This window comes from Lawsonibacter hominis, from assembly GCF_014287895.1.
Taxonomy (GTDB): Bacteria; Bacillota; Clostridia; order Oscillospirales; family Oscillospiraceae; genus Lawsonibacter_A; species Lawsonibacter_A hominis.
This window is the reverse complement of record NZ_JACOPP010000103.1, coordinates 1-594: the sequence shown is the minus strand read 5'-3', so window position 1 is coordinate 594 and position 594 is coordinate 1. Positions and strand designations below refer to the sequence as shown.

Genomic DNA, 594 nt, shown 5'->3' with positions numbered 1-594 from the left:
TTTCCAACGTCATGTGGTCTCTGGAGGAGAGCAATCCAGGATACCATTTCGACTTTGACGAGGCGAAATTAAAGGACAAGCTGGTTGGCGTCCTGTTCCGGAACAAGGAATGGGAAATGAATGGGAAAACCGGGTGGACAACTCAGTGCTGCTCCCTGACCGATGCACAGAGCATCCGAAGCGGCAAATTTAAGACCCCGAAGGATAAGCCGCTTGACGGGAAATCGGCATTCAGCGCTTCAAGCCCGCTCCCGGACGATGATGACGACCTGCCCTGGGTCAACCACTAATGGATCCCTGCGACGTTGCGGTTGCCCTGAAGTCCATGAAGATATGGGTGGACTCCAGGGAACAGGATACGCTCATGGCACGGCGCAGGCTGCGGCAGATGGGCTATCCGCACGAACGGAAGGCGTTAAGCTTTGGGGATTATTCCGCCTGCTGCGATGCGCTGGATCTGTCAGACAGCGTCGCAATCGAACGCAAGCTTGGGCTGGATGAGCTGGCCAACTGCTATTGCAAAGACCGGCCTCGCTTTACCCGGGAATTTGAGCGGGCAAAGCAGGCCGGGGCCAAGCTCTATCTCCTGGTGGA

Annotated in this window: 2 protein-coding genes; both read left to right on the top strand. The window is 56.4% G+C overall.

Annotated features, from left to right (window positions below):
* The coding region (locus H8S57_RS16985; RefSeq protein ID WP_369807662.1) for a hypothetical protein at positions 1 to 290 on the top strand (290 nt) is incomplete at its 5' end.
* A 35-nt stretch (positions 291 to 325) separates the two neighbouring features.
* A partial coding sequence (locus tag H8S57_RS16980; RefSeq protein ID WP_369807661.1) for an ERCC4 domain-containing protein occupies positions 326 to 594 on the top strand: 269 nt, incomplete at its 3' end.